Annotated in this window: 21 protein-coding genes; 9 read left to right on the top strand and 12 right to left on the bottom strand. The window is 70.3% G+C overall.

Features of this window, described 5'->3' with window-relative positions; all coding sequences use genetic code 11:
• Positions 1-2: 2 nt before the first annotated feature.
• Both EDD92_RS37855 and EDD92_RS37850 read left to right on the top strand, forming a co-directional pair.
• Positions 3-839 carry a carbohydrate ABC transporter permease gene (locus EDD92_RS37855; protein WP_123968466.1) on the top strand — a complete coding sequence of 279 codons (837 nt, stop codon included), beginning with the start codon at positions 3-5 and terminating at the stop codon, positions 837-839.
• 273 nt (positions 840-1112) lie between these two features.
• A complete protein-coding gene (locus EDD92_RS37850) occupies positions 1113-2105 on the top strand; it encodes a phospholipase D-like domain-containing protein (protein WP_123968465.1) in 993 nt (330 codons plus the stop codon).
• A 144-nt stretch (positions 2106-2249) separates the two neighbouring features.
• Here EDD92_RS37850 and EDD92_RS37845 read toward each other — a convergent pair whose 3' ends face one another.
• A complete protein-coding gene (locus tag EDD92_RS37845; RefSeq protein WP_123968464.1) occupies positions 2250-2927 on the bottom strand; it encodes a response regulator transcription factor in 678 nt (225 codons plus the stop codon).
• On the bottom strand, positions 2924-4027 hold the full coding sequence (locus tag EDD92_RS37840; protein WP_123968463.1) for a sensor histidine kinase: 1104 nt from the start codon (positions 4025-4027) through the stop codon (positions 2924-2926). Before EDD92_RS37840 ends, EDD92_RS37845 begins: the two co-directional genes overlap by 4 nt.
• Positions 4028-4194: 167 nt before the next feature.
• On the opposite strand from EDD92_RS37840, the gene EDD92_RS37835 reads away from it, so the two are divergent.
• From EDD92_RS37835 to EDD92_RS37825, 3 genes are all read left to right on the top strand, one after another.
• Positions 4195-5196 (top strand): carboxymuconolactone decarboxylase family protein, encoded by a 1002-nt coding sequence (locus EDD92_RS37835; protein WP_123968462.1) that lies wholly within the window; start codon positions 4195-4197, stop codon positions 5194-5196.
• Positions 5193-5726 carry a class I SAM-dependent methyltransferase gene (locus EDD92_RS37830; protein WP_123968461.1) on the top strand — a complete coding sequence of 178 codons (534 nt, stop codon included), beginning with the start codon at positions 5193-5195 and terminating at the stop codon, positions 5724-5726. The genes EDD92_RS37835 and EDD92_RS37830 overlap by 4 nt, the downstream gene beginning before the upstream one ends.
• A gap of 122 nt (positions 5727-5848) precedes the next feature.
• Positions 5849-6508: a hypothetical protein gene (locus EDD92_RS37825; RefSeq protein WP_123968460.1), complete on the top strand. Its 660-nt coding sequence runs from the start codon at positions 5849-5851 to the stop codon at positions 6506-6508.
• 34 nt (positions 6509-6542) lie between these two features.
• Here EDD92_RS37825 and EDD92_RS37820 read toward each other — a convergent pair whose 3' ends face one another.
• From EDD92_RS37820 to EDD92_RS37770, 9 genes are all read right to left on the bottom strand, one after another.
• Positions 6543-8069 carry an NCS1 family nucleobase:cation symporter-1 gene (locus EDD92_RS37820; RefSeq protein ID WP_185124251.1) on the bottom strand — a complete coding sequence of 509 codons (1527 nt, stop codon included), beginning with the start codon at positions 8067-8069 and terminating at the stop codon, positions 6543-6545.
• 120 nt (positions 8070-8189) lie between these two features.
• A complete protein-coding gene (locus EDD92_RS37815; RefSeq protein WP_123968458.1) occupies positions 8190-9209 on the bottom strand; it encodes a TIGR03842 family LLM class F420-dependent oxidoreductase in 1020 nt (339 codons plus the stop codon).
• Between the two features lie 11 nt (positions 9210-9220).
• Complete coding sequence (gene hydA, locus EDD92_RS37810; RefSeq protein WP_123968457.1) at positions 9221-10624, bottom strand: dihydropyrimidinase; 1404 nt, start codon at positions 10622-10624, stop codon at positions 9221-9223.
• A 97-nt stretch (positions 10625-10721) separates the two neighbouring features.
• A complete protein-coding gene (locus EDD92_RS37805; RefSeq protein WP_123968456.1) occupies positions 10722-11564 on the bottom strand; it encodes a nitrilase-related carbon-nitrogen hydrolase in 843 nt (280 codons plus the stop codon).
• A 332-nt stretch (positions 11565-11896) separates the two neighbouring features.
• Positions 11897-13462, bottom strand: coding sequence for a PucR family transcriptional regulator (locus EDD92_RS37795; RefSeq protein WP_123968455.1), 1566 nt, complete (start codon positions 13460-13462; stop codon positions 11897-11899).
• 24 nt (positions 13463-13486) lie between these two features.
• Positions 13487-14773 carry an aspartate aminotransferase family protein gene (locus EDD92_RS37790; protein ID WP_123968454.1) on the bottom strand — a complete coding sequence of 429 codons (1287 nt, stop codon included), beginning with the start codon at positions 14771-14773 and terminating at the stop codon, positions 13487-13489.
• The gene (locus EDD92_RS37785) at positions 14770-15612 is read right to left on the bottom strand and encodes a nitrilase-related carbon-nitrogen hydrolase (protein WP_123968453.1); all 843 of its coding nucleotides are present in this window, start codon (positions 15610-15612) and stop codon (positions 14770-14772) included. Before EDD92_RS37785 ends, EDD92_RS37790 begins: the two co-directional genes overlap by 4 nt.
• Positions 15613-15791: 179 nt before the next feature.
• Positions 15792-17777 carry a hypothetical protein gene (locus tag EDD92_RS50130; protein WP_185124250.1) on the bottom strand — a complete coding sequence of 662 codons (1986 nt, stop codon included), beginning with the start codon at positions 17775-17777 and terminating at the stop codon, positions 15792-15794.
• Positions 17778-17924: 147 nt separating this feature from the next.
• Positions 17925-18176 carry a helix-turn-helix domain-containing protein gene (locus tag EDD92_RS37770; protein WP_123968452.1) on the bottom strand — a complete coding sequence of 84 codons (252 nt, stop codon included), beginning with the start codon at positions 18174-18176 and terminating at the stop codon, positions 17925-17927.
• Positions 18177-18208: 32 nt separating this feature from the next.
• Here EDD92_RS37770 and map point away from each other — a divergent pair, with 32 nt between their 5' ends.
• Both map and EDD92_RS37760 read left to right on the top strand, forming a co-directional pair.
• Complete coding sequence (gene map, locus EDD92_RS37765) at positions 18209-18979, top strand: type I methionyl aminopeptidase (protein ID WP_123968451.1); 771 nt, start codon at positions 18209-18211, stop codon at positions 18977-18979.
• 231 nt (positions 18980-19210) lie between these two features.
• Positions 19211-21748, top strand: coding sequence for an ATP-dependent Clp protease ATP-binding subunit (locus tag EDD92_RS37760; RefSeq protein ID WP_123968450.1), 2538 nt, complete (start codon positions 19211-19213; stop codon positions 21746-21748).
• Between the two features lie 130 nt (positions 21749-21878).
• Here EDD92_RS37760 and ggt read toward each other — a convergent pair whose 3' ends face one another.
• A complete protein-coding gene (ggt, locus tag EDD92_RS37755) occupies positions 21879-23687 on the bottom strand; it encodes a gamma-glutamyltransferase (RefSeq protein WP_185124249.1) in 1809 nt (602 codons plus the stop codon).
• A 143-nt stretch (positions 23688-23830) separates the two neighbouring features.
• Between ggt and EDD92_RS37750 the strand changes: the two genes are divergently transcribed.
• Both EDD92_RS37750 and EDD92_RS37745 read left to right on the top strand, forming a co-directional pair.
• A complete protein-coding gene (locus EDD92_RS37750) occupies positions 23831-24589 on the top strand; it encodes a hypothetical protein (protein ID WP_185124248.1) in 759 nt (252 codons plus the stop codon).
• A 116-nt stretch (positions 24590-24705) separates the two neighbouring features.
• Entirely contained in the window at positions 24706-26271 is a 1566-nt protein-coding gene (locus EDD92_RS37745) for a CocE/NonD family hydrolase (protein WP_123968449.1), read from the top strand.
• Positions 26272-26284 lie beyond the last annotated feature (13 nt).

Genomic DNA, 26284 nt, shown 5'->3' with positions numbered 1-26284 from the left:
TCATGACCAGCACACCCCTGCGCCGCTTCTTCGACTACGCCGTCCTCAGCGTCCTGGCGTTCGTCTTCGTCCTGCCGGTCCTCTACCTGGTCCTCGGCAGCTTCAAGCCGTCCGACCAGGTCCTCAGCGGCCTGACCGGCTTCCTCCCCACCCACATGTCGTTCGACAACTACCGCGCCGTCCTGAGCAGCTTCGACTCCGACGCCACCGGCTACTTCTGGCGCTTCATGGGCATCTCACTGCTCGTGGCCACGGTCGTGGTGCTGGGCAACCTGATCGTCAACTCCATGGCCGCGTACGGCCTCACCCGCCTGCGCTGGCGCGGCCAGGGCGCCGTCTTCACCCTCGTCCTGCTGCTGATGCTGGTGCCGTTCGAAGCGGTCGCCGTCCCGCTGTTCTACATGCTCAACGACCAGCGCAACACCGTCTACATCCAGGCCGTCCCCTTCATCGCCAACGCCTTCTCCATCTACCAGTTCGCCACGTTCTTCCGCGCGATCCCGCCGAGCATCGAAGAGGCCGCCCGCATCGACGGCGCCGGTCCCTGGCGCACCTTCTTCGCGATCATCGTCCCGATGTCGAAGCCGGTGTTCGCCTCGGTCGCGATCCTGACGTTCCTCACCCAGTGGGGAGCCTTCCTGTGGCCGGTCCTGATGATCTCCGACCCGTCGGTGCGCCCGCTGCCGCTGGAGATGAGCGTCTTCCAGGGCCAGATGCCCGTCGACTGGGGCCAGGTCCTCGCCTTCGGCGTCCTCCTCGTCCTGCCCGTGCTGGTCGTCTTCGCGTTCTTCCAGCGCTGGTTCGTCCAGGGCGTGGCAAGCTCGGCCGTCAAGGGCTGAGTTGCCGGGTGCGGGTCGCATGGCGTTCTGCGGGACTTCCCGGCAGCGACGCCATGCGCTGCATTCCACCGTGAGCCCCTACGAAGATTTTGCGAACTCGCGGGGACCGCATGAACCGTCTCCCACCTGCCTGAAGTCCCCTTTGTCCGCCTGTGCTTCGGGCTGGTAATCCCGTGTTCACCGACCTTCTCTTCCTGGGCGTTCTACGCGCGTGGTGTCATGCCCACGCTCACCCACCCCCCACGTGGGCATCAACTCGACCAGGAGTCACGCATGCTGTGGAAGGTCATCGGGCGCGCGGGTGTCGCCCTGGCGGCCGGCGCCGCCGTCGTCGCCACCGCCGTCCCCGCGAACGCAGCGAGCTACACCGCGTTCGCCTTCTCCCAGAGTGGCAGCCAGCCGGACATCTACGACTTCATCGACTCGGCCACCACCTCCCTCGACATGACCATGTACGAGCTGGAGGACACCACGGCCGTCAACGACCTCATAGCGCTGGAGAACAAGGGCGTCACCGTGCGGGTGATCCTCGACCGCCAGCACAAGACCGCCGACAACTCGGCGTACACCGCCCTGACTAACGCGGGAGTGGGGGTGGTGTGGTCGTCGTCGAGCTTCGTCTACACCCACCAGAAGACGATCACGGTGGACGCCACCAGGTCGCTGGTCCTCACGGGCAATCTCACCTCGCAGTACTACGCGACCGGCCGCGACTACGGCGTCTTCACCGACGACACCCGTGACGTCGCCGCGATCGAGAAGGTCTTCAACGCCGACTACGCGGGCACCTCGATCACCCCGACCGACGGCGACCACCTGCTCTGGTCGCCCAACGACTCCCGCAGCCGCCTGCTGTCCGTGATCAACTCCGCCACCAAGACGCTCGACGTCGAGGAACTGGAGTTCAGCGACAGCACGGTGGTCGACGCCATCGCGGCGAGAGCGAAGGCAGGTGTGACCGTGCGGGTGGTCCTGGAGACACCGGGCGACTACTCGGGCGAGGTCTCCGAGATCGAGGCGGCGGGCGGCACCGTCGTCGGCTACTCGGACCCCAACGGCTTCTACATCCACGCCAAGGCCATGGTCGCCGACTACGGGCTGTCCACCCAGGAGGTGGAGGCGGGCTCCATGAACATCAGCAGCAACTCCCTGTCCAACAACCGGGAGTTGGGCATCATCCTCACGGGCACCGGAGTGGCCCAGTCGGTGGCCACGACCGTCGAGACGACGTTCAACAGCGACTATGCGGGTGGCGCGGCAGCCTAGCGACACCGGGGACGCCTGCTCACGGCCGCTGCCTGCCACCGTGGGCAAGCGTCCCCTCGATGAAGACCGTCATAGCTCCGAGGTGTCCAGTTGTCCCCGGTCCACCGCAGTCCGTCACACCCCCAGGACGATCCAGCACGGTGATCACTCGAACCAGTGATCCCCACCCCGCGGCGCCACCAGCCCCGACTCATACGCGAACACCACCAACTGGGCCCGGTCCCGTGCCCCCAGTTTCGTCATCGCCCGGCTGATGTGGGTCTTCGCCGTGAGCGGGCTGATGACCATGTGTGCGGCGATCTCCTCGTTCGACAGGCCCCGCGCCGCCAGGGCCGTCACCTCGCGCTCGCGGCGGGTGAGGCAGTCCAGGCCGGGCGCCGTCGACCGGTCCGGAGGGCGGGAGACGAACTCGCCGATCAGGGTGCGGGTGACCGACGGCGAGAGCAGCGCCTCGCCATGGGCCACGACCTCGATGGCCTGGAGCAGGTCGGCCGGTTCGGTGTCCTTGAGGAGGAAGCCGCTGGCACCTGCCCGCAGGGCCTCGAAGACGTATTGGTCGAGGCCGTAGTTGGTGAGGATCACGACGCGTACGGCCGACAGGGCGGGGTCGGCGGCGATCCGGCGGGTCGCCTCGATGCCCGTCATCACCGGCATCTGCACGTCGATCAGCGCGATGTCCGGCTGCTGTGCGCGCACGAGCGCCAGCCCCTGTTCGCCGTCCGGGGCCTCGCCGACCACCTCGATACCGTCCTCGGCCTCCAGCAGGGCCCGGAATCCGGCGCGCATGAGCGCCTGGTCGTCGACGAGGGCGACCCGGATCATCGCGTCTCCCCCAGGGGCAGCCTGGCCCGCACCTCGAAGCCGCCCTCCGCTCTCGGGCCGGCGTGCAGGGTCCCGCCCAGCGCCGACACCCTCTCGCGCATGCCCGTCAGGCCCACACCGGGTGCGGGCGGGCGGTCCGGGTCGGCGGTGCCGTCGTCCTCGACCCGTATCGTCAAGTCGTCGTCCTCGTAGATGAGTTGGACGCCGACCTTGGCGGCCCCCGCATGCCGGGCCGCGTTGGTCAGGGCCTCCTGGACGATGCGGTACACCGCACGGTCGACCGTCGCCGCCAGGGGCCGTTCCTCACCGGTCACCGTCAGCTCCACCGCGAGGCCCGCCGCGCAGGCCCGCTCCACCAGCAGCGCGGGCGTGCCGGTCGGCTCGTCGGTGCGCAGGATCTCCAGGGTGGCGCGCAGTTCGCGCATGGCCTCACCGCTCGCGTCCTGGATCGCGAGCAGCGCGGGCGGTATCTCCTCGCCGCGCTTGCGGGCGAGGTGCACCGCGACTCCCGCCTGAAGCTTGACGATCGAGATGCTGTGGGTGAGCGAGTCGTGCAACTCGCGGGCTATGCGCAGGCGTTCCTCCCCCGCACGGCGCAGGGCCGCCTCCTCCCGCGTGCGTTCGGCCTCCAGGGCACGCTGTTCGGTCTGGCGCAGATACGCCTGCCAGTTGCGGTCCGCCATGCCCGCCACCACCGCGGACAGGAACCAGCCCGCGAGCAGCGCGGTTCGCTCGACGACCTCCTGGGTCGTCGGCCCGGTCGCGAAGTAGGCCGCCAGGAACACGCCGCTCGTGGCGGCCGCATACCCGCGGTGGCCCAGGCGGACCGCCGTGAGCGCGGCCGCGAACACAGGCAGCGCGGAGACCGGTCCCGGGTGGGCATGCAGGACGTAGGCGCTGCCGCTCGCCGCCGCCACGGCCAGCACCGCGCGCGGGGCGGCACGGTGAAACGACAGGGCGGCCGAACCCAGCGCGATCAGCGCGTAGTCGACGGCGGTGGTGTCCGAGTCGTAGGCGGCCGTGGTCATGACGAGGGCGCCGACGACGACCGCGAGGGCCACGTCGGCGAGGTACCTGCGTGAGACCGGATGCCCGCCCATGCACGCACAGTAGACGGCGGCACCGACAACGGCGTCAGACCTGTGGACGGCTCTCCGGCTACTCCTCCCGTAGTAGTGCCCGGGCCCGCCGCGCCCCGCAGTCGCAGTGCGGACTGTCTTCGCCCGTACGACGACCGCGCCCGCCCCCGAGGCGCACGCTGCTGCCCATGTCCACACCCTTCCGCTTCACCGAACCCCTGCCGCCCAGGGCGGCCACCGGCCGCGTCGCCGAGGTGTACGAGCAGCTCGCCCGCGACTTCGGCATCGACAGGGCGGCCACCTTCGTGGTGCTGTCCTCCGCGCCCGAAATCCTCGCCCCCACCTGGGCGTTGATGCGCGAGTCACTGATCGCCGGCCCGGGCAGCCGCACCGGCAAGGAGCTGGCGGCCTACGGGGTGTCGCGCGCCAACAAGTGCCCGTTCTGCGTGGACGCGCACACGGTCCTGCTGCACGCCACCGGAGACCACGCCCTCGCGGAACGGCTGGCCCGGGGCGAGCAGCCGGAGCGCGAGGAGCACGCGCGCGTGCTCGCGTGGGGGCAGCACACGCGCGTGCCGGGCGCCGGCCTGATGCCGTACCCGTTCCCGCGCGAGCACGCCCCGGCCTACATCGGCACCGCGCTCGCCTTCCACTTCATCAACCGGATCGTGTCGGCCCTGCTGACCGAGCAGTTGCTGCCGGGCAACGCCCAGCGGTGGCGCCCGGTACGCAGCATCGCGGGCCGCTCGCTCGCCCGGACCGTACGCCGGACCCCCGTGCCCGGCGCTGCTCTCGCCCTCCTCGACGATCCGGCCCCGGGACCGGCGTGGGCGGCCGGCACGACCGTCGGCCCGGCCTACGCCGCACTCCGGTCGGCGACCGCGGCCGGCGAAGGCCTGCTCGACGCCGACGAGCAGGCCTTCGTACGGGAGACCCTGTGGGACTGGGACGGCTCGCACCCGCCCCTCGCGTGGGCCGGGCTCCCCGACCGCCGAGAGCACCCCGGAGCGCGGCTCGCGCTGCTTGCCGCCCTCGCGCCGTACCGCATCACCGAGGAGGACGTGACGGCCTGGCGCCGGCCGGAGCACACCGACCACTGCCTCGTCCACCTCGTCTCCTACGGCGCCTTCGCCGCCGTGGACCGCATGGAGAGCTCGTTCAGTCTGCATGCCGCCCGGGAGACGTCATGACCGCGATCGCCGACATCCGGCAGCCATACACCTGGAACGGCGTCCACGTCGCGCTCTTCGCGGCGGCGGCCGTCAAGCCCGCCGACCGTGTCCTCGACGTCGGCTGCGGCACCGGGGCCACGACCCGGATCGCCGCCCGGCTGGCCTCGCGGGGGCACGCGGTGGGCGTCGACATCTCGGCGCCGTTGCTGCGCACGGCCCAGAAGCTGACGGCCGCCGAGAAGGTCTCGAACGCCTCGTACCAGGTGGCGGACGCGCAGGTCCACCCGTTCCCACCGTGTGGCTACGACGTGATCGTCAGCCGGGGCGGCGTGCTGTCCTTCGCGGACGCTGCGGCGACCTTCCGCAATCTGGCGCGGGCGCTGATGCCGGGCGGCCGACTGGCGCTGGTGTGGCCCGGGTCCCGCTCCGGCCCCGACCGCATCCGGGTGGTACTGGAGGGATGGGAGAACGTCGAGGTCGGGATGCGCGGTGGCGTCCGGCTCGTCACCGCCGAACGGCCGCGCCGCATGCCGACCGATGTTGACTGAAAAGTAACCGCGCGGCCACGGAGCGAGTTGGCACTTCCGTCTCACAGGGACTCATGTGAGACTGGCGCCCCGTCCGCAGTGCGGACCCCCTCCGCACACCGTCCCCCACCGAAAAGTGTGCCGTGCGCGATTTTCCTCTGCCGCTCGCTCTGACCGCGCGTCTGTCCCCGGTCGTCGTGCTGGCCGCGGCAGGCTGGGCACTGACCTCCGGCCCCGCGGCGACGACGACCGCCGAGCACAAGGACGCAGCGAAGACCGGCAACCAGTCGGCCTCCGCCCCTTCCACGACCGCGCAGACCAAGACGTACGCCGCCGCCCCCGCACCGTGCGGCAGCGTGGCCGAGAAGACGCTCAAGGCGCTCGTTCCGGGCGCCAAGACGGCCGGCAAGGAAATCCAGTCGACGGACGCGAAACTGCGCCGCACCTGCTCCTGGAACGCGCTCAAGGGCTACGACTACCGGTGGCTGGACGTCTCCTTCGAGGTCATGAAATCGGACGAAACGGCACAGAGCACATACAAGCAGCGAATTGGAGAGAAGAGCGGCGGAGGGGCGGTTCCCGGACTCGGTGACCAGGCCTACTCCGTCGTCAATCTCACCACCGAGGACAAGCAGCAGACCCGCGAGGGCATGGTGTTCGCCCAGGTCTCCAACGTGCTGGTGGTCGTCACGTACAACGGCAGCGACTTCGAGACGAAGAAAGCGCCCAGCACGGACGAGATCAACAAGGGTGCGATCAAGGCGTCGAAGGACGCCGTGACAGCGCTGAAGGGCAGCCAGTAGGACCGGCTGCCCTCCGAGGCGCGAAGGCGAAGGCTCAGACCTCGAGTCGGTCCCTTCCGCGCAGCAGCATCAACACCACGTACAGCACCATCGAGGTGCCGAGGCCGACTGCCCAGCCGTAGTCCGCAAGGGGTTCCAGCGCCGGGACGGGCCGCCCGTCGATCAGCGGCTTGAAGCTGGCGCCGCCGATCGCCAGCACACCACCGGCCACGAAGGCCACGACGGCCCGCCAGTTCCAGCCTCCCTCGTACCAGTAGCGGCCGCCCGCCCGGTACAGGTCGACGAGGTCGAGCCTGCCGCGGCGCAGGATCCAGTAGTCGGCGATGAGGATGCCGGCGACCGTGCCGAGCAGTCCGCCGACCAGGCCGAGCCAGGTGAAGATGTAGCCCTGCGGGTCGGAGTACAGCTTCCACGGGAAGATCAGTACGCCGATGACGCAGGTGGCGAGCGCACCTGCCCGGAAACTGACCTTCCGGGGCGCGATGTTGGAGAAGTCGAAGGCCGGCGAGACCAGGTTGGCCGCGATGTTCACGGACAGGGTCGCCACCAGCACGGTCACCAGCGCGTACAGCAGGCCGAAGACGTTGTCCGTCTTGGCGGCGAGCTGGACCGGGTCCCAGACCGTCTGCCCGTACACGGCCTGCGACCCGGAGGTGACCAGCACGGACAGCAGCGCGAAGAGCGTCATGGTCGTGGGCAGACCGAGCGCCTGGCCCCACGTCTGCGCCTTCTGCGACTTCCCGTAGCGGGTGAAGTCCGGGATGTTCAGCGACAGCGTGGACCAGAAGCCGATCATGCCCATGAGGGACGGCCAGAACAGCTTCCAGAAGCCGCCGCCCCAGCCGAGCTTGGAGGGCTGGTCCAGCAACGGGCCGAAGCCGCCGGCCTTGTTGCTCATCCAGATCAGCATCACCAGCGCGCCGACGATGACGAAGGGCGCCGCCCAGTTCTCGAACCGGCGGATCGTCTCCATTCCCCGGTAGATGATGGCGACCTGGATCACCCAGAAGATCGCGAACGACAGCCACATCGTCCAGGCGTACCCGCCGACCTTCCCGGCGTCGGACCAGCCGTTGCCGATCAGCTTCCCGGCGAGGAAGTAGATCGCCTCCCCGCCGATCCAGGTCTGGATGCCGAACCAGCCGCATGCCACCAACGCCCGTACGACGGCGGGGAGGTTGGCGCCGCGGATGCCGAAGGAGGCACGGGCGAAGACCGGGAAGGGGATGCCGTACTTGGGTCCCGCGTGCCCGGTGAGCAGCATCGGGATCAGCACGATCACGTTGGCCAGGGCGATGGTGAGCACCGCCTGCTTCCAGTCCATGCCGACGGCGATCAGACCGGAGGCCAGGGTCCAGGAGGCCGTGTTGTGGGCCATGCCGACCCACAGGGCGGAGAAGTTGTACGTGGTCCAGGTGCGCTTCTCGACCGGGACCGGGAGCAGGTCCTCGTTGGCGTACGGGCCGCTGGGCAGCGGGGACCCCGGCGCGATCTCCACGCGCCCGTCGTCGAGGGTGACTTGAGCGGTCGGCGGTATGGCCGTGGGAGCGGTGTCGGTCATGGGCAGGCCAATCAATGAGGGGTGGGTCCGGAAAGGCCGTGCGGGTCTCCGGTCCCCTCCCCGGGGAGGGGGAGGGGAGAACTGGAGTGGGGGGTGGGGAGGTGAACCGAGCGGTGTGGGTCAGGAGTTGACGGTGGGGATGACCTGCGTGCCGTACGCGTCGATCACGGCCTCCTGTGCGTCGTGCATGTCGTACACGGCGAACTGGTCGACGCCCAGCTCGCGCAGCGCGTTCAGCTTCTCGATGTGCTTCTCGACCGGGCCGATGACGCAGAACCGGTCGACGATCTCGTCGGGTACGAACTGGGTGTCCGGGTTGTCTGCGCGCCCGTGGTGGGAGTAGTCGTACCCCTCGCGCGCCTTGATGTAGTCCGTGAGCTCGTCGGGTACGGCGGCGGAGTGCTCGCCGTACTTGGAGACCAGGTCGGCCACGTGGTTGCCGACCATCCCGCCGAACCAGCGGCACTGGTCGCGCGCATGAGCCAGCGCCTCGGGCGAGTCGTCCTCGGTGACATAGGCCGGGGCGGCCACGCAGATCTTCACGTCGGAGGGATCACGACCCGCAGCGACGGCCGCGTCCTTGACCGCCTTCACCATGTACTCGGTGAGGTAGAGGTCGGAGAGCTGCAGGATGAACCCGTCGGCCTCCTCGCCGGTCATCTTCAGGGCCTTGGGGCCGTACGCCGCCATCCATACGGGGAGTTCGGCGCCCGGCTTGATCCACGGGAACTTGATCACCGTGCCGCCGAGGTCGGCCTCCTCGCCGCGGCCCAGCGCCCGGATGACCTTCATGGCCTCGCTGATGCGTGCCAGGGTGTTGGGCTTGCGGCCCGCGACGCGCATCGCGGAGTCGCCGCGGCCGATGCCGCAGACGGTGCGGTTGCCGAACATGTCGTTGAGGGTGGCGAAGGTGGAGGCGGTGACCTCCCAGGTGCGGGTGCCCGGGTTGGTGACCATCGGGCCGACCGTCAACTTGGTGGTGTTCGACAGGATCTGACTGTAGATCACGAACGGTTCCTGCCACAGCACGGCGGAGTCGAAGGTCCAGCCGTAGGTGAAGCCGTTGCGCTCGGCGCGCTTCATCAGGCTGACGACCTTCGAGGCCGGCGGGTCGGTCTGCAGGACGAGTCCGAAGTCCATGTGCGCCACTCCTAGTTGAGGTACTGACAGGTGGAGCGCGGGGTGTAGACACCGTGGCCGGCGTGTCCGGTGTACTCCCGCTCGTTGATGACGACTTCGCCGCGCGAGAGGACCGTCTCGACCCGGCCGGTGGTGCGCTTGCCCTCGTAGGCCGAGTAGTCGACGTTCATGTGGTGCGTCTCGACGGACATGACCTGCTCGGCGTTCGGGTCGTAGATGACGACGTCGGCGTCGGCGCCGGGCGCGATCGTGCCCTTCTTCGGGTACATGCCGAACATCCGGGCCGGAGTGGCGCAGGCGATCTCGATCCAGCGGCGCCGGGAGATGTGGCCCTCGACGACGGCCTGGTGGAGGAGGTCCATGCGGTTCTCGACACCCGGGAGACCGTTGGGGATCTTGGAGAAGTCCCCTCGGCCGAGCTCCTTCTGGCCCACGAAGCAGAAGGGGCAGTGGTCGGTGGAGACGACCTGGAGGTCGTTGGTCCGGAGCCCCTGCCACAGCTTGGCCTGGTGCTCCTTGGGGCGGAGCGGCGTGCTGCACACGTACTTCGAACCCTCGAAGTCCGGCTCGGCAAGGTTGTCGGTGGACAGGAACAGGTACTGCGGGCAGGTCTCGCCGAAGACGGGAAGCCCCTCGTCGCGCGCCCGCGCCAGCTCGGCCACTGCCTCCATGGCCGAGACGTGCACGACGTACAGCGGGGCGCCCGCCACCTGTGCGAGCTTGATGGCGCGGTGCGTGGCCTCGGCCTCCAGCAGGGCCTTGCGGACCTCACCGTGGTAGCGGGGGTCGGTCTCGCCGCGGGCCAGCGCCTGTTCCACCAGCACGTCGATGGCGATGCCGTTCTCGGCGTGCATCATGATCAGGCCGCCGTTCTCGGCGGAGCGCTGCATGGCGCGCAGGATCTGACCGTCGTCTGAGTAGAAGACACCCGGGTAGGCCATGAACTGCTTGAAGGAGGTGACACCCTCCTCCACGAGCAGGTCCATCTCCTTGAGCGTCTCCTCGTTCACATCGGAGACGATCATGTGGAAGCCGTAGTCGATCGCGCAGTTGCCCTCCGCCTTCGCGTGCCAGGCGTCGAGGCCCTCGCGCAGGGAGTGGCCGACGCTCTGCACGGCGAAGTCGACGATCGTGGTCGTACCGCCCCAGGCGGCCGCCCGGGTACCGGTCTCGAAGGTGTCCGAGGCGAAGGTGCCGCCGAACGGCAGCTCCATGTGGGTGTGGGCGTCGACGCCGCCCGGGATGACGTACTTGCCGGTGGCGTCTATGGTCCGCTCGGCCGTCCAGGCCTCGGCGGCGGAAGTGCCGGCGGCAGCGAGGGCGGCGATGCGGCCGTCCTCGATGAGGACGTCGGCGTGGAGTTCGTCGGACGCGGTGATCACGAGGCCACCACGGATGACGGTACGGCTGCTCATTCTCCCTCTCCTTATGACGGACGGTGCTGAAAGCCCCTCGTGCCCCGCAGGCCCGATCCCTGTGCACCGGGCCTGCGGTGGTGACGCTCGGCGGCGATCAGGGAGCGGTCAGCGGTGCGTACGCGTCGGGGCGGCGGTCTCGGAAGAACTGCCAGCGGTCGCGGACCTCGCGGAGCTTGGCCAGGTCCAGGTCGCGGACCACGAGTTCGGTCTCCTTGTCGGAGGCCACCTCGCCCACGAACTGGGCCTCCGGGTCGACGAAGTACGTCGTCCCGTAGAAGTCGTTGTCGCCCAGCTCCTCCACACCGACCCGGTTGATCGCGCCGACGAAGTACTCGTTGGCGACGGCCGCGGCCGGCTGCTCCAGCTGCCACAGATAGGCGGACAGGCCGCGCGAGGTGGCCGACGGGTTGAAGACGATCTCGGCGCCCGCGAGCCCCAACGCCCGCCAGCCCTCCGGGAAGTGGCGGTCGTAGCAGATGTAGACGCCGATCTTCCCGACCTTGGTGTCGAAGACCGGCCAGCCGACGTTGCCGGGGCGGAAGTAGAACTTCTCCCAGAATCCCGGTACTTGGGGAATGTGGTGCTTGCGGTACTTGCCGAGGTACGAGCCGTCCGCGTCGATCACCGCGGCCGTGTTGTAGAGGACGCCGGGCTGCTCCTCCTCGTACATCGGCAGGATCAGGACGATGCCCAGTTCCTTGGCGAGCGCCTGGAAGCGCTTGACGATCGGGCCGTCCGGGATCGCTTCCGCGTACTCGTAGAACGCCTTGTCCTGGACCTGGCAGAAGTAGGGCCCGTAGAACAGTTCCTGGAAGCACAGGACCTGAGCACCCTGCGCGGCCGCGTCGCGGGCCGCCTGCTCGTGTACCTGGATCATCGACTCCTTGTCGCCCGTCCACGCGGTCTGGAAGAGGGCGGCACGAATCACTCTGCTCATCGGGACCTCCGGTCGCTCGGTGTGCTGGGGCGGGCGTCGGAAGTGCCGTCGTCCGCCCGAAGGGCGGGCCCTGCGGCGTCCGGTGCGTGCTCTCGGCGTGCCGCGCGCAAGCCCTCGTACTGGATGTACTCGGGCTTGTGCGCGGTGCGTCGAGAGTGCGTGCCGGGCGTCGCGGGGCAGACGGAACTTCCGACGCCCGCCCCAGAAGACTAGGAAGTCCGAAAACCGGCGTTGAGTTGCACGCTGTCACGTCTGCGGTCGTGCGGCGTGCCACGCTGTCACCCTTTCCCGAGCCCATGTTTCACCGCCGTTTTCCCAGGTCGTGGCATGTTTCAGCCCTGTTGCGCGTCGTGCGCGAGGAGCGCGATGTGCACCGAGGCGGCCTGCTCGAAGTCGTCGAGGTCCACACCGAGGCGACCCTGTATGGCCTCCAGGCGGCGGTACAGGGCAGGCCGGGAGACATGGTGGAGCTGGGCGGTGCGGGACTTGTTGCGGCCGGTGGCGAGATAGGTGCGCAGCACGGACAGCAGGTCCTCGTCGGCCGAGCACAGCAGCCCGTCCAGCTCCCGCTCCGCGAACGACTGCACATACGGATCGTCCCGCAGCAGCCGGATCAGGCCGCGCAGATGTACGTCCTTGAGGCGTACGACGGCCGGGAGGTCGAGGGCGGCCGAGGAGTCCGCCACGGCGTCGGCGACGTGCTGCGCCTCGCGCAGTCCGGCGGGCACGTCGTCCCAGGCGGTGCGCGGGTCGGCGGCGGCCACCACGGTCTTCGTCGACCCCGATTCCGTACGCAGCCGGGCCGCGAAGTGCGTGGTGAGGGCGGCCGCGTCCTGGTCGCGGGCGAGGCTGAGCAGCACGGCGGTGGCTTCGTCGGCGAGCTCGGCGACGAGGCCCGACAGGCCCAACATGCGCAGCACGCGGTCCAGTTGAGCGAGATCGCCGTCCCGTACCACCAGCGGTACGAAGGTGCGCCGGTTGACCGGCAGTCCGGCGGCACGCGCACGTGGCAGCAGCTGCCTGGCCGGTACGACCCCGCTGACCAGGTCGGTGAGCAGGCTCTGCGCGGACTGCTCCTCCCAGGTGTGGGCCGAGGTGCCGCCGAGCATACGGTGCAGGACGAGGGCCTCGGCGGCCCGGTCGGCGAGCAGGCGTCCGGTGGCGGTGTCGCCGCGGTAGCCGCACAGCATGATCTGGCCCCAGCGCTCGCCGCGCCCGCCGAGCTCGGCGCGGATCCAGCCGTCGCCCTCGCTGCCGCCGGCCTGCCGGGCGATGCGCTCCCAGTCGCGCAGCACGTCGTCCACGGCCGGCCGCTCCCCCGCCGTGGCGAGGACGCGGTGGGCGAGGTTGGTGACGACGACCGGGCAGGCGCTGTGCTGGGCGACCTCGTCGAGGAGCCGCTGCAGCGGGGCGCCCGCGGTGATGAGTCCGGTGAGCGCCGTGCGGACGGACTCCGACAGACTCACGGCGGCGAACTTCCGCCGTACCAGCCGGGCCTGGACCTCCTCCGTCAACTCCGCGAACGGGAAGGGCCGGTGGAGGACGATCATCGGCAGCCCGCAGCGCTCGGCGGCCCTGCGCATCACGTCCGGTGGGGAGGGGAAGGCCCGCCCGAGGCCGAGCACGACGGCCGCGGCCTCGGCGCGGTGCAGGGACCGGATGTACTCGGCCTGCTTCTCCTCGTCGCCGGCGAGCAGCACGCCGGTGGTGAGCACCATCTCGCCGCCGCTGAGCATGACGCCCACGTCGGGCGCCTCGGCGACATGCACCCAGCGCACGGGCCGGTCGAGCTGGGCCGCGCCGGCCACCACCTCGGGCTCCCCGGCGAGAACCCGTTCCAGAGTCAGCACCTGGCGCACCGACAGGGCGGGTTCGAGGCTCCCGAAAGTGGTGGTCATGGCGGTCTTCCCTTGCTCAGCGCACTACTGCGTAAGGCTCCTCAGAGCGCGTTCGAGGGTCGCGGCGCCCTCCTCGGCCTCCGCGACCGTGAGGGACAGGGGTGGGGCGATGCGCAGGGCGCTGGTGTTGTGGCCGCCGCCCTTGCCGATGAGCAGCCCGTCCGCGCGGGTCGCTTCGAGGACGGCGGACGCGGCGTCCGGGTCGGCCTCGTCGGTTCCCGGCTTCACCAGCTCGATGCCGAGCATCAGGCCGCGGCCGCGCACCTCCCGTACGTGCGGGACCTGGGCGGCGACGGCCCGCAGCCGCTCGATGAGCAGCCCTCCGACGCGCCTGGCGTTGCCCTGCAGGTCGTGTTCCAGCAGATAGGAGAGGTTGGCGAGGCCGGCGGCCATGGTGATCTGGGTGCCGCCGAAGGTGGAGATGCTGTTGGAGTCGAGGCAGTTCATGATCTCGGCGCGGGCGACGACACCGCCGATGGAGCTGCCGTTGCCGATGCCCTTGGCGAAGGTGAGCATGTCCGGCGGGCCGCTCTGGCCGTGTGCCTGCCAGCCCCAGAAGTTGTCGCCGGTGCGGCCCCAGCCGGTCTGCACCTCGTCGGCGATCCACAGGATGCCGCGCTCGGCGAGGACGTCACGGAACGCCCCGTACAGGCCGTCCGGCCCGGAGGTGAAGCCGCCGACGCCCTGGATGGGCTCGGCGATCAGGGCCGCGGGCGGGCGGGTGTGGCCGAGCAGGTCCTTCAGGTCGTCGACACAGGCCGCGATGAAGTCGTCGTCGCTGAGGGAGGCGTACGGGCCGCGGGTGCGGACGCCGCCGTGGACGTACAGCGTCTGGAGGGGTGACAGCGAGGTCGGGGACCAGCCGCGGTTGCCGGTGATGCCGACCGCGCTGAAGGAGCGGCCGTGGTAGCTGTTGCGCATCGCCAGGATCGTGTTGCTCTGCCGGTAGGTGGTGGCGAGCAGCAGGGCGGTGTCGTTCGCCTCGGTGCCGGAGGTGGTGAAGAAGACGCGGGCGTCCGGAATGCCGCTCAACTGGGCGATTCGCTCTGCGAGTTCGACCATCGGGCGGTTGAGGTAGAGCGTGGACGAGTGGAGGATCCGCCCGGCCTGCTCGCTGACCGCCTTGGTGACCTCGGGCAGCGCGTGCGCGGTCATCGTGGTGAGGATGCCGCCGAAGAAGTCGAGGTACTTGTTGCCGTCCGAGTCCCAGACGTACCGGCCCTCGCCGTGCGTGATCTCCAGCGGGTCCTCGTAGTAGAGGGCGAGCCAGTCGGGCAGTACCGACTTGTGGCGGGCGTAGAGGTCGGTCACGGCTGCACCAGCCCTTCGTAGGCGTCGGGTCGTCGGTCACGGTAGAACGCCCACTGCTGCCGCACTTCCTCGATCAGGTCGAAGTCGAGGTCGCGGACGAGGAGTTCCTCGGTCTTGTCGCTCGCGGTGTCACCGACGAACTGGCCGCGCGGGTCGACGAAGTACGACGTCCCGTAGAAGTCGTTGTCGCCGTACTCCTCGATGCCGACCCGGTTGATCGCGGCGACGAAGTACTCGTTGGCGACGGCCGCGGCGGGCTGCTCCAGCCGCCACAGGTAGGAGGAGAGGCCGCGGTGGGTGGCGGAGGGGTTGTAGACCAACTGGGCGCCGTTGAGGCCGAGCTGGCGCCAGCCCTCCGGAAAGTGGCGGTCGTAGCAGATGTACACGCCGACCTTGCCGACCGCCGTGTCGAAGACGGGCCAGCCGACGTTGCCGGGCTTGAAGTAGTACTTCTCCCAGAAGCCCTTGACCTGCGGGATGTGGTGCTTGCGGTACTTGCCGAGGAAGGTGCCGTCGGCGTCGATCACGGCGGCGGTGTTGTAGTAGAAGCCGGACTGCTCGACCTCGAAGACCGGCACGACGATCACCATGCCTGTTTCGCGGGCGAGATCCTGCATACGACTCACGGTCGGCCCCTCGGGCACCTGCTCGGCCCAGCGGTAGTGCTCGGGTTCCTGGACCTGGCAGAAGTAGGGACTGTTGAAGACCTCCTGAAACCCGATGATCTTCGCACCCCGGCGGGCCGCCTCGCGGGCGTGCTCCTCGTGTTTCGCCACCATGGACTCGGTGTCGCCGGTCCAGGTGGCCTGGACCAGAGCGGCACGTACGACGTTGGCCATGAGCTGCTCCTTCGGCGGGTCGTCAGAGCCTCTACGCCCGTAGAACAGGCCGTAGAGGGATGAACGTAAGCCTCCGGGAGAGCCTTGCCAAGACCATCGCCGTTAACCCGCGGAGTCGATCACGTTTCGCACTCCGGTGGAGGAGCGGAGGGGCCGGTGGGACGGGTGGAGGAGGTGGGTCAGGCGGTGAAGCCGGCGACCCGGAGAGCGTGCACCAGATCCCAGTGTCGCTCCTCCGAAACGCCCTGCGCCGCCTCCAGGAGCAGCGGTACGAGAGCCCCCGGGTCGGGCTCGGCGCTGCGGGCCGCCTCCTCGGGGGTGCGGACGCGGACGTATGCGTCGAGCAGCGCGCGCACCTCGCGGTCGCGCCCTTCCCCGGCCAGTCCCAGGACGGCCCGCCCTATCTCGGTGGCGGGGCGGGCGACGCCCTGCCGCAGGATCTGCTCCCCGTCGTTCCCGCGCCCGGCCGCGACCAGGGCGTCCGCGGCGGCCACGAGCCGGTCGGCGGGCAGCGAGGCGGCCTCCCACAGCAGGGAAGCCCAGTCGGCGCCGAGCCCGGCGCGCTGCAGTTCCGCGGCGAGCAGCGGGAAACGGGCGGCGGGCCAGTGGGCGGCGTCGACGAGCAGGGCGTGCGCCTCGCCGCTGCGCCCCTCGGCACGCAGCTGCACCAGCCGCTCGACGGTTCCGACGACCTCCCGCGGCCCCGCCGTGTCCAAGGGCTCGGCCTCCGGCTGCTGCGGCCGCTCCGCCACCTCGGCAGCCCCTGCGAACCGCGCTCCGCGCGGGGTACGGCCGGTGGCCTTGGGAGTGGGCAGGACGGACGCATCGGTCGGCGGCACGACTACGGGAGCGGTCGCTTCCTCGACCATCCCGGCAAACCGGGCACTGCCTCGACGGCGCTTGCGCTGCTTGGGGGCGGGGGGTTCAGGGGCGGGCTGTGCCGCGCCGGAGGAACCCGGGCCGTCCGCGGGATCCGTGTGCGCGTCACGCTGGGGCGCGCTCGGAAAGCCGCCGTCGTACGAGGCAGGACGCGCCGCCTCGAACGGGCCACGGTGCTCTGACGCCCCACGGGCACCGGACTCGTAGGAGCCACGCAGCCCGTCTGCGGCACCTGTGCGCGCCACTGCAGCACCGGAGTCCCGCACCTCTTGCCCCGCCCCTGCGGGACCACGGCCATACGACTCGTACGGCCGCGCCGCACCGGAAGCACCCGCCCCGAACGGGCCACCCCGCAACCCATCCACGCCACCGCGCTCGAACGCACCACCGCGCACCCCCGCGGCACCCGAGCCGCGCGAACCTTGCCCCGCCCCCGCAGGACCACGGTCGCGCGATTCGTACGGCCCCGCCGCACCGGAGGCAGCGGCCTCGTAGGGGCCGGCCTGCTCGCTCCGGGCCCACGCAGGGCCACCGCCGTGCGTGTCGGGCGGCTGTGTGCGGGCCGGGGTGCCGGCCTCGTACGGCCCCTGTTGCCCGTCTGCGGGGCCGGGGTCGTACGAGCCGCGCTGGTGCGGGAAGGCCGGGTTGTGGGACTCGCGGTCGTCCGAAGGGGTGTCGGTCGACGGCGTCTCGTCGGGGGTGAACTCCCTGTCGATGCGGTAGACCGCGCCTTGCGCGATGCGGGCCCGGCGGATCGCCGCCGCCCGGCCGTCTGCCGTGCGGCTGTCCAAGTCGGCCATCCGGGACCGGAGTTCGGCGCAGCGGGCGGTGGCCCGTTCGTGGTCGTCGCGGGCCCAGGCCAGGTCGAGGCGGAGGGCGTCGGCCTCCTGCTGGGTGGTGGCGGCGGCGAGCCGGTGGCCCAGTTCCGCCTGGCGTTCCGCGGCGTAGCGCTGCTCGCGGAGCATGACGTCGAGCCGGTCACCGAGGGCGTCCCGGCCGCCGGGCCGGGCGTCGTGCGCCGCCAGCGCGGCGGTGTGCAGCCCGCGGGCCCGCTCCTTCTCCTGGGCGACGGCAGCCGGACCGTACTCCGCGGCGAGGTCCTGCAGGAGGGCCTCGAGCACGTCCCAGGGCGGCACTTCCCGCCCCTCGAGACAGGCCCGCATCCCGTCGGGGTCGCGCTGCCAGAAGACGGCGCACCAGCCGCCGCCCTGATCCAGGCGCGCCAGCAGGCCGTTCAGGTAGTTCACGAACTCCCGTACCCGGCCCGGGAGTTGATCCACAGCCATCGCCCAACTCCTGCCAGACCGGAGCACTCCGGTCCGTTAGACAACACGAGCCGTGTTACAGGAGCGCTACGAGAAGTTTTCCGACGGAACGCAGAGTACGCCCTGCATGCCGGAACGTGACGTGCGCGCGGGGAGCTCTTGGGGAACTCACACCGTGACCGGCGCGCAGGCCCCGGCGAGTTCGTCCATCGACAGGCCGAGCGCTCGGGCCAGTGCCACGACCGTGAAGAAGGCCGGCGTCGGGGCCCGGCCCGTCTCGATCTTCCGCAGGGTCTCCGCGGAGATTCCGGCGTCCGCCGCGACGTCCGTCATGCTCCGCCCGCCGCGGGCCTCGCGGAGCAGTCGCCCGAGCCGCTCGCCGCGTTCGCGCTCTTCGGGGGTGAGAGGGGTGCGCACCATACCGTCATTCTAATACCGGTATAGTAATTGGCATGGTGGAGCTGAAGACAGACACATCGATCGACGCCATGTACGAGGCGGGGCAGGTGGTCGGGCGCGCGCTGACGGCCGTACGAAAGGCCGCCGACGTGGGTGTTTCCCTGCTGGAGCTGGACGAGGTGGCCCGCGGGGTGCTGCGCGAGGCGGGGGCGTCCTCCCCGTTCCTCGGCTACCGCCCCTCCTTCGCCCCCGTCCCCTTCCCCGCGGTCATCTGCGCCTCGGTGAACGACGCGATCGTGCACGGCATCCCGACCGGCTACCGGCTGCGCGACGGCGACCTGGTCTCCATCGACTGCGGCGCCGAACTGGGCGGCTGGGTCGGCGACTCGGCGACCAGTTTCGTGGTCGGCGAGCCGCGCCCGGCGGACGTACGGCTGATCGATACGGCGGAACAGGCACTTGCGGCGGCCATCGAGGCGGCGGTGGTCGGCAACCGCATCGGCGACATCGCGCACGCGATCGGCTCGGTGTGCCGCGCGGCGGGCTACGGCATCCCGGACGGTTTCGGCGGACACGGCATCGGGCGCCGTATGCACGAGGACCCCGGGGTCCCGAACGAGGGCCGCCCGAGGCGTGGCCTGCCCCTGCGCCACGGCATGGCCCTCGCCATCGAGCCGATGCTCATCGCGGGCGGCCGGGACGACTACCACGCGGCGGCGGACGGCTGGACCCTGCGCACGAACGACGGCTCACGCGCGGCCCACGTGGAGCACACGGTGGCGATCACGGACGCCGGACCGAGGATCCTCACCGCCCGGAATTGACGGGACCGACATCCCCTACGGCCGTCCCGGCGCCGGCGAGTGGCCATGGCACGGGCGCCCGCCCTGGTGCCGGACGGCCGGGGCGCAACGCCCCGCGCTTCTGGACGTGCCCCCGTCCGGCGGTCGTGCGAAGGTGGTGTGACCGGGCCCTGCTGGGGCACCCGCACGGGCCGGCACGTCGATCAGCGAGCGCGTCCCGGTCCGCCCGTCGGGACGCCGGAACGGAAGGCCATGACCAGCGGCTTCAGTGGTCCTGAGGGCTACGACCCCTTCGGAGAATTCCTCGCCCGCTTCTTCAGCGGCCCGCGCCCGGGCCCCCGGCAGATCGACATAGGGAGGCTGCTCAGTCAGCCCGCCCGGGAACTGGTCCGTGGGGCCGCCCAGTACGCGGCCGAGCACGGCAGCCGCGACCTGGACACCCAGCATCTGCTGCGGGCCGCGCTGGCCAGCGAGCCGACCCGGAGTCTGCTCAGCCGGGCCGGCGCGGATCCCGACTCGCTGGCTTCGGAGATCGACGAACGCTCCGGCCCGGTCCAGCACACAGCGGAGGAAGCGCCCCCTCCCACCTCGCTCTCCCTCACCCCCGCCGTCAAGCGGGCCCTGCTCGACGCCCACGACCTGGCGCGGGCCAGCGGCGCCGGCTACATCGGCCCCGAGCACGTGCTCAGCGCCCTGGCCGCGAACCCCGACTCGGCGGCCGGGCACATCCTCCACTCGGCCCGTTTCGCGCCCACCGGGCTGCCGCCCGAGGCACCGGACACCACACAGCCCCGTACCGAGCACGCACGCGCCACCGGCACGCCCACCCTGGACAAGTACGGCCGGGACCTCACCGAACTGGCCCGGCAGGGCCGTATCGACCCGGTGATCGGCCGGGAGGACGAGATCGAGCAGACCATCGAGGTGCTGTCGCGGCGCGGCAAGAACAACCCGGTGCTGATCGGTGACGCGGGCGTCGGCAAGACCGCCATCGTGGAGGGGCTCGCGCAGCGCATCGCCGACGGGGACGTGCCCGACGTACTGATCGGGCGCCGGGTGGTCGCCCTGGACCTCACCGGTGTGGTCGCGGGCACCCGCTACCGCGGTGACTTCGAGGAACGCCTCAACAACATCGTCGGCGAAATCCGCACGCACTCCGACCAGTTGATCGTCTTCATCGACGAGCTGCACACGGTCGTCGGAGCCGGCTCAGGCGGCGAGGGCGGGTCGATGGACGCCGGCAACATCCTCAAGCCGGCGCTCGCCCGCGGCGAACTCCACATCGTCGGCGCCACCACCCTGGAGGAGTTCCGCCGGATCGAGAAGGACGCGGCGCTGGCCCGCCGCTTCCAGCCGATCCTGGTGCCCGAACCCTCCGTACCGGACACGATCGAGATCCTGCGCGGCCTGCGCGACCGCTACGAGGCCCACCACCAGGTCCGCTACACCGACGAGGCCCTGGTGGCCGCCGTAGAACTCTCCGACCGCTATGTCACCGACCGCCGCCTGCCCGACAAGGCCATCGACCTCATCGACCAGGCCGGCGCGCGGGTACGGCTGCGGGCACGGACGAAAGGCACCGACGTACGGGCCCTGGAGCGCGAGGTCGAGCAGCTGACCTGCGACAAGGACCAGGCGGTCGCCGACGAGCAGTACGAGCAGGCGACGCAGCTGCGCGACCGCATCGGCGAGTTGAAGAAGCGGATCGCGGACACCACGGGCGGCGACGAGGCCGACGAGGGGCAGCTGGAGGTGACCGCCGAGGCGATCGCCGAGGTGGTGTCCCGGCAGACGGGCATCCCGGTCGCCAGCCTCACCCAGGAGGAGAAGGAGAAGCTGCTCGGCCTGGAGGAGCACCTCCACAAGCGGGTCGTCGGGCAGGAAGCGGCCGTCGCCGTGGTCGCCGAGGCCGTCATGCGCTCCCGCGCGGGACTCGCCAGCCCCGACCGGCCGATCGGCAGCTTCCTCTTCCTCGGCCCGACCGGCGTCGGCAAGACGGAACTGGCGCGCGCCCTCGCGGAGGCCCTCTTCGGCAGTGAGGAGCGCATGGTCCGCCTGGACATGAGCGAGTACCAGGAGCGGCACACCGTCAGCCGCCTGGTGGGCGCCCCGCCCGGGTATGTCGGCCACGAGGAGGCCGGCCAGCTGACCGAGGTCGTGCGGCGGCACCCGTACTCGCTCCTGCTGCTCGACGAGGTGGAGAAGGCACATCCGGACGTCTTCAACATCCTGCTCCAGGTCCTCGACGACGGCCGTCTCACCGACTCCCAGGGCCGCACAGTCGACTTCACCAACACGGTCATCGTGATGACCAGCAACCTCGGCTCCGAGGCGATCACCCGGCGCGGCGCGGGCATCGGCTTCGGGGCGGGTGGTGCCGACGCCGACGAGGAGGCCCGGCGCGAGCAGATCCTCCGGCCGCTGCGCGAGCACTTCCGGCCGGAGTTCCTCAACCGCATCGACGAGATCGTCGTCTTCCGCCAGCTCACCGGCGACCAACTGCGGCAGATCACCGACCTGTTGCTGGAGAAGACGCGCCGCCTGCTGCAGGCGCAGGGCGTCACGGTCGAGTTCACGGACCCGGCCGTCGACTGGCTCGCCGAACGCGGCTACCAGCCCGAGTACGGCGCCCGCCCCCTGCGCCGCACCATCCAGCGCGAGGTCGACAACGAGCTGTCGAGGTTGCTGCTGGACGGCCGGGTCGTAGAGGGCGGCCGGGTGACGGTGGACGTCGAGGACGGCCGGCTGGCCTTCCGTACGGAGGATCTGCCGATCGCCCCGGAGTTGTAACGGCTGGCGGGGTCCCCGCCGCAGTTGTGACGGGCCGACGGAGCGTGGCGCGCCCTTTAGGGGCGCGGGGCTGTATCGATGTGCGGCTCCGCCGCGTGGGCGCGACCAGCCCCCACGCACCCGCAGCCGCCTACGGCGCAGGATCGACCACTTGCGCCGACCCTCCACCACGCCTCACAGTCTCAGCCGCCGCCAGCCACTTCCCCCCAGACAACCGCTGCACACCCGTCGCCGCACCGATCTCGGGGTTCAACTTGAACGAGTGCCCGATAGCCTCCAGCTGCGCCCGCACACCACCCGCACCGGTGTCGTTGTAGAGCGCCGGCTCCAGCTCGGTCTGCGCAGCGTTCCGCTGACTGGCCCGCGGCGCCGCGATCGCGTCGACAAGCGGCAGATGGCGGTCGAGGAACTCGGTGAGCGTCTGCAGCACGGTGGTGATGATGGTCGCGCCACCGGGCGAACCGAGCGCCACCACCGGCTTGTTGTGCTTGTCGAGCACGATCGTCGGCGAGATCGAGGACCGCGGCCGCTTGCCCGGCCCGGGCAGGTTCGGGTCGTGCACGGCCGGGTTGGCCGGGGTGAAGGAGAAGTCCGTCAGCTCGTTGTTGAGGATGAACCCACGGCCGGGCACGGTGATCGCGCTGCCGCCGGTCTGCTCGATGGTGAGCGTGTAGGCGACGACGTTGCCCCACTTGTCGGCCACGGTCAGGTGGGTGGTGTTCTCCCCCTCGTACGTCGTCGGGGCCGCCGTACCGCCGGATGCACACGCTGCGGGATTCCGCGGATCTCCCGGCGCCACCGGGCTGGTCAGCACCGCGTCGTCCTTGATGAGGCACGCACGCGAGTCGGCGTACTTCTGCGAGAGCAGTTCCTTCGTCGGTACGTCCTCGAAGGCGGGGTCGCCGACCCAGCGCCCGCGGTCCGCGAACGCGATCCGGCTGGCTTCGATGTAGTGGTGCAGGTACTGGACCTCGCTCGCCTTCGAAAGGTCCGTCTTCTCCAGGATGTTGAGGGCTTCGCCTACGGTCGTGCCGCCGGAGGAAGAGGGCGCGATGGAGTAGACGCCGAGTCCTCGGTACGAGGTCTTCGTGGGCGCCTGGAGCTTGGCGCGGTAGGCCGCGAGGTCCTTGTCGGACAGCTTGCCCGGACGGGCGTTCCAGCCGGAACCCGGGTCCACCGGCGGCTTGTTCACGGTGCGGACGATGTCGTCCCCGAGGTCACCGTCGTAGATCGCGCCGACGCCCTTCCTGCCCAGCTCCTCGTAGGTGCGGGCGAGATCGGGGTTCTTGAAGGTGGAGCCGACCACCGGGAGCTGCCCGCCCGGCAGGAACAGCTTGGCCGTGTCCGGGAAGTAGCGGAACCGGGTCTCGTTGGAGGCGGTCTGCGAACGGAAGGTGTCGTCGACCGTGAAGCCGTCCCGGGCGATCCGCTCGGCGGGCTTGAGCACCGTGCCGAGTCTTCTGCTGCCCCAGTTGTCGAGCGCCTTCTGCCAGGTGGCGGGCGTTCCCGGCGTGCCGACGCTCAGGCCGCTGCTGACGGCGTCGGCGAAGGCGAGCGGCTTGCCGTTCTCCACGAAGAGATTGGAGTCGGCGGTCAGCGGCGCGGTCTCGCGGCCGTCGATCGTGTGCACCGTACGGGACTTGGCGTCGTAGTAGACGAAGTAGCCGCCTCCGCCGACGCCGGAGGAGTAGGGCTCTGTGACGCCGAGCGCGGCCGCGGTGGCGACGGCCGCGTCGACCGCGTTGCCACCCTTCTTCAGGACCTCGATGCCGGCGGCGGACGCGTCCGCGTCGACGCTTGCGACGGCGCCGCCGTACCCGACGGCGACGGGCACCTTCTGCGGTGTCGTCGCCGTGGTCGGCGGTGCTGCCGCCCCGATCGACACCACGGCGGCAGAGACCGCCAGGACCGAGAGTTTCCGCGCGACAGGGCGACGCATCCGTACCTCCAGTCAGGGACGTCCGCGCAGCGTAACCGCATCGTCCGGGGCCCCAACAGCCCCCTTCCGGCTGCTGTCATACGAATGCCACGGATCGAACACCGGTACGTACCAGCCATATCGGCCCGCTAGCATGCGCGCCCATGAATGACGACCTGCGCAACATCGTCCTGGGCGTGGTCGCGGCGGCCATCAGTGCCGCGCTCGGCTGGCTGGCCCGTACCTACCTGTGGAAGCGGAAACTCCGCCGCAAGCAGGCGTTCTTCGGGCTGCCCGACCACTCCGAGTCGCTGCTCGTCGTCAACCGCGACGCCGGCAGCCCGGACCTCGCGGTGCACCGCTACGACGTGTTCGCACTCCTGGAACTCGCCGCGCTCATCAAGGACTGCGGCGCACATGCCGAGGTGATCACCCAGGACGCGGCCCGGCAGGGCTTCGGCGAACGGACCGAGTTCTGCGTCGGCGGTCCGGGCTCGAACCGGCGCATGGCGGCCCACATGCATGCCATGCTGCCCGGAGTGCGGGTGAACACCGACCCGGAGCCGGGCCCGGACCGGCTGGCGTTCCAGATCGGCAGCGAGCGCTACCGCATGGAGAAGGGCCTGTCCGAATACGTGCTGCTGGCACGGCTGACGGCCGGACAGCCCGGCCTGACCCGCCCCGTCTTCCTCTTCAGCGGCCAGACCGCGATCACCAACCAGGCCGCGACCCGCTACCTCGCCCGCAACCACGAACGGCTGGCCCGCAAGTACGGCAACAACACGTTCGTCCTGCTGCTGAAGGTGGTCAACTCACAGGCGTACGGCCCGGACGTCGCCGAGCTCGTCGCGGACGTGACCCGGGCGGCACAGGCACCCTTGCCGACACCCGCCGCTCCCCGCAACTCCCACCGTGCCTCCTGAATTCATTCACACGACAACAATCGTTACTGGCACGTAACTTACCGACGGGTTACCTCCGGTAAAGGAGCGAGGTTACCGTCTGGTCACTTTGCACTGACACGAGTGAGGAGTGACCCGTGGGAACCCATCGCAAGGCCCTGCGCACGACCGCCGTGGGCGCCGTCTCCGCGACGCTGATCGCCGGTGGCGCCCTCGGGCTCGCCCCCGCCGCACAGGCGGCGGACGCCGTCCGCTTCGTCGACATCACCGGCGACGGCGGCACCGTCCTCAAGGCGAACGTCGTCATGCCCGCGGGCGCCGACGGCGCGCACCGCTACCCGCTGCTCGTGCTCCCCACGAGCTGGGGCCTGCCCCAGGTGGAGTACCTCGCCCAGGCCCAGAAGCTCGCCGACTCCGGCTACATCGTGGTCAGTTACAACGTACGGGGCTTCTGGCAGTCCGGCGGGGAGATAGAAGTGGCGGGACCCCCGGACATAGCCGACGCGTCCAAGGTCATCGACTGGGCGCTCGCCAACACCCCGGCGGACTCGGGCCACATCGGCATGGCGGGCGTCTCGTACGGCGCCGGCATCAGCCTGATCGCCGCCGCGCACGACAAGCGGATCAAGGCGGTCGCCTCCCTCAGCGGCTGGGCCGACCTGATCGACTCGATCTACTCCGGCCGCACCCAGCATGTCCAGGCCGCGGCCCTGCTCGACGGCGCAAGCCTGGTCACCGGCCGCCAGAGCCCCGAAATCCGGCAGATCTTCGACGACTTCTACGCCTCCAACCTGTCCAAGGAACAGGACATGATCAATTGGGGGAAGAAACGTTCGGCCGCAACATACGTGGATCAACTGAACAAGAACGGCGCCGCGGTCATGATGGCCAACGCCTGGGGCGACACGGTCTTCTCGCCCAACCAGTACGCGGACTTCTACGAGAAGCTGACCGGCCCGAAGCGGCTCGAGTTCCGCCCCGGCGACCACGCGACCGCCGAGCTGACCGGGCTGTTCGGACTGCCCAACGACGTGTGGACCGACACCGAGCGCTGGTTCGGCCATTACCTCAAGGGCGAGGACAACGGCATCAACCGCGAGGAGCCGGTGCAGCTCAAGTCCCGCTCCGCGGGCGGCTACGAGGGCTACCCGGACTGGAAGTCGGTGGCCGCGACCGACCGGAAGATCGCCCTCGCCGGCACGACCACGATCCACACGAACGTGGACTCCGGGGCGGACGGCGGGATCGTCTTCCTGTCGAGCATCCTCGACCAGGTCGCCCAGCTGCCCCCGATGGCCTCGATCCCGCTGCTCCCCCGCCGCTGGGCCGCCGTATGGCAGTCGGAGAAGTACGCCGCCGCCCAGCAGATCCGCGGTACGGCCGAGTTGCACACCACGGTCACCCCGACCAAGGAGAGCGGCACCCTCGTCGCCTATCTCTACGACGTGGGGCCGCTCGGCCTCGGCAAGCTGGTCAGCAACGCGCCGTACACCTTCCACGGGCGCACGCCCGGAGAGCCGTTCGGTCTCGACCTGGATCTGTTCTCCACGGCCTACGACGTCCCGGCAGGGCACCGGCTGGCCCTGGTCGTCGACACGGTCGACCCGCTCTACATCGAGCACAACCCGTCCGGCGCTCAGCTGACCTTCTCCTCGCCGGCGAACGACCCGTCGTACGTGTCGATTCCGCTGCGCAAGCAGTGATCTCCGGCTGCCG

The organism is Streptomyces sp. TLI_185, assembly GCF_003814765.1.
GTDB lineage: Bacteria > Actinomycetota > Actinomycetes > Streptomycetales > Streptomycetaceae > Streptomyces.
Note: the sequence above shows the minus strand (reverse complement) of the source record. Positions and strands in the feature narration are given on the sequence as shown.